2 protein-coding genes are annotated in these 2806 nt (G+C 69.8%); one reads left to right on the top strand and one right to left on the bottom strand.

Annotation, left to right across the window (positions count from 1 at the left end; genetic code table 11):
- Positions 1-191: 191 nt before the first annotated feature.
- Positions 192-1133: an aspartate carbamoyltransferase catalytic subunit gene (locus VDQ18_RS23375; protein ID WP_323023255.1), complete on the bottom strand. Its 942-nt coding sequence runs from the start codon at positions 1131-1133 to the stop codon at positions 192-194.
- Between the two features lie 155 nt (positions 1134-1288).
- On the opposite strand from VDQ18_RS23375, the gene VDQ18_RS23380 reads away from it, so the two are divergent.
- Complete coding sequence (locus VDQ18_RS23380; protein WP_323023256.1) at positions 1289-2716, top strand: amidase; 1428 nt, start codon at positions 1289-1291, stop codon at positions 2714-2716.
- Positions 2717-2806 lie beyond the last annotated feature (90 nt).

A 2806-nucleotide genomic window follows, 5' to 3' on the forward strand; every position in this document is an offset into this window, starting at 1 on the left:
TATTTGCAGAACGAAGATCGCGATTAAGTGCCCCTTAACCCGCATCTTCGTTCTTCAAATATCCTCGGGGGGTGAATGCCCAGAGGGCAGAGGGGGGCAGAAAGCCCCCCTTCTTCGGCGCGGCACCGCCGCGCCGTTGGTCGCCCGAGGCGCCCGGGCCGAAGGCGCGGGCACCGAGGGCGAAACTCCTCTCAGGCCGCGCGGCCCGCTTTCAGGTTCCGGGCCAGCAGATCCATTGCCGCCATCCGCACCGCCACGCCCATCTCCACCTGCTCCTGGATCACCGAGCGGTTGATGTCGTCGGCGATGGTGCCGTCGATCTCCACCCCGCGGTTCATCGGCCCCGGGTGCATGACGATCGCATCGGGCTTGGCATAGGCCAGCTTCTCGGCGTCGAGCCCGTAGCGGTGGTAATATTCGCGCTCGGAGGGGATGAAGCCGCCGTCCATCCGCTCTTTTTGCAGGCGCAGCATCATCACCACATCGGCGCCTTCCAGCCCCTCGCGCATGTCGTCGAAGACCTCGCAGCCGAATTCCGCCACGCCCGCGGGCATCAGCGTCGGCGGGCCGATCAGGCGCACCCGGTTCTCCATCTTGCCCAGCAGGATCAGGTTCGACCGCGCCACCCGGCTATGGGCGATATCGCCGCAGATCGCCACGCTCAGCCGGTGCAGCCGGCCCTTCTTGCGCCGGATGGTCAGCGCGTCGAGCAGCGCCTGGGTCGGGTGTTCGTGCTTGCCGTCGCCGGCGTTCAGGACCGCGCAATTGACCTTCTGCGCCAGCAGGTCCACCGCGCCCGAGGAGGGGTGGCGCACCACCAGAAGGTCCGGGTGCATGGCGTTCAGGGTCAGCGCCGTGTCGATCAGCGTCTCGCCCTTCTTCACGCTCGAACTCTGCATCGCCATGTTCATCACATCGGCGCCGAGCCGCTTGCCGGCCAGTTCGAACGAGGCCTGGGTCCGGGTCGAGTTCTCGAAGAACATGTTGATCTGGGTCAGCCCCTTCAACGCGTCCGAATGCTTGTCGCCCGAGCGGTTCAGCGCCACGTAATCGTCGGCGAGGTCGAGGATCGCGGTGATCTCGGCCGGGTGCAGCGGCTCGATCCCGAGGAGATGGCGGTGGGTGAAGGTCATGGGCGGCCTCTCGCGCGCGGCTTTGGGCGGGTATAGGAAGCAGGAGCCGCCGCGGCAAGCCCCAGACCGACCCCGGGCAGGCCGCGCGGGCCTTGGCCATTGCGCCGGGCGCCGCCTCCGGCCTAGTCTCGCGCCGTCACAACCCTGGAGCGACGATGGCCGATACCCCCCTCTGGCAATTGACCGCCACCGAACTCTCGGCCCTGACCCGGGCGGGCGAGGTTTCGGCCGAAGACGCGGTCGCCGCTGCCGTCGAGCGGATTCAGGCGACCAATCCCGCGCTGAATGCGGTGGTCGAGGATCTGTCAGCCGCGGCGCTGACCCGGGCCCGGGCGCTCGACGCTGCCGAGGGGCCGAAGGGCCCGCTCCATGGCGTGCCGGTGACGATCAAGATCAACATCGACCAGAAGGGCCACGCCACCTCGAACGGCCTGCCCGGGCTGAAGGATTACCTGGCGCCCGAGGATGCGCCCCTGGTGCGCAACCTCCTGGAGGCGGGTGCGGTGGTGATCGGGCGAACCAATGCGCCCGAATTCTCGTTCCGCGTCGATACCGACAATCCGCTCTTCGGCCGGACCTGGAACCCCTGGGGGCGGCCTGTCTCGGCCGGGGGCTCTTCCGGTGGGGCCGGGTCCGCGGTGATGGCGGGGATGGGGGCGCTGGCGCAGGGCAACGACATCGCCGGATCCCTGCGCTATCCGGCCTCGGCCAATGGGGCGGTGACGGTGAAGCCGGGGCTGGGGCGGGTGCCGGCCTGGAACCCGTCGCAGAAGGCCGAACGCGGGATGCTGGCGCAGGCGATGTCGGTGCAGGGGCTGATCACGCGCTCCGCGCGCGACCTGGCGCTGGCCATGCCGGTGATGATCCGCCCCGATCCGCGCGACCCGTTCCACGTGCCGCTGCCCTGGAAGGGGGCGGCGATCGAGGGGCCGGTCAAGGTGGGCTTCACCCGCGAGACGCTGGATTTCCCGCTGCATCCCGAGGTCTCGGCCGCGCTCGACCAGGCCCGTGCGGCGCTCGAGGAAGCGGGCTACGTGGTCGAGGAGATCACGCCGCCCGACCTGCGGGCGCTGAGCGAGACGGCGCTCCGCGCGCTGATGACCGAGACGCAGGCGCTGATGGGCGCGGATATCCAGCGGCTGGGGTCCGAGACGATCAAGGGCATCTTCGCCGAGTATTTCGCGGCCTTCCCGCCCTATGAGCCAGACGACTATCTGCGCGCCATCGCCGCGCGCACGGGGTTCGCCCGGCAATGGTCGCTGTTGCTCGAGGACTATCCGCTGGTGCTGACGCCCTTCCTGCCGCAACCCTTCTTCGCCGCCGGTCGCGATGCGGAGGGTCCCGAGGGCGTGGCCGAGGTGATGGGATCGGCCATCTGGTCGACCTCGATGAACTTCCTCGGTCTGCCGGCGGGGAATGTCCCGGCCGGGCTGGCGGCGCTGGAGGCGGGGACCCAGCCGATCGGAGTGCAGATCGTCGGGCGTCGCTGGCGCGAGGATCTGGTGGTCGAGGCGATGGTGGCGATCGAGGCCGCGGTCGGCCAGATGGCGCCCCGGCTCTGGGCGCGGATGGAGCGGGACTGAGCGGGGGGGGGGGTTTCGCCCTCGTTGCCCGCTGTCGCGGGCGCCTCGGGCGACCAACGGCGCGGCGTGCCGCCGCGCCGAAGAAGGGGG

This window comes from Pararhodobacter sp. (genome assembly GCF_034676075.1).
In the GTDB taxonomy this organism is placed as follows: Bacteria; Pseudomonadota; Alphaproteobacteria; order Rhodobacterales; family Rhodobacteraceae; genus Pararhodobacter.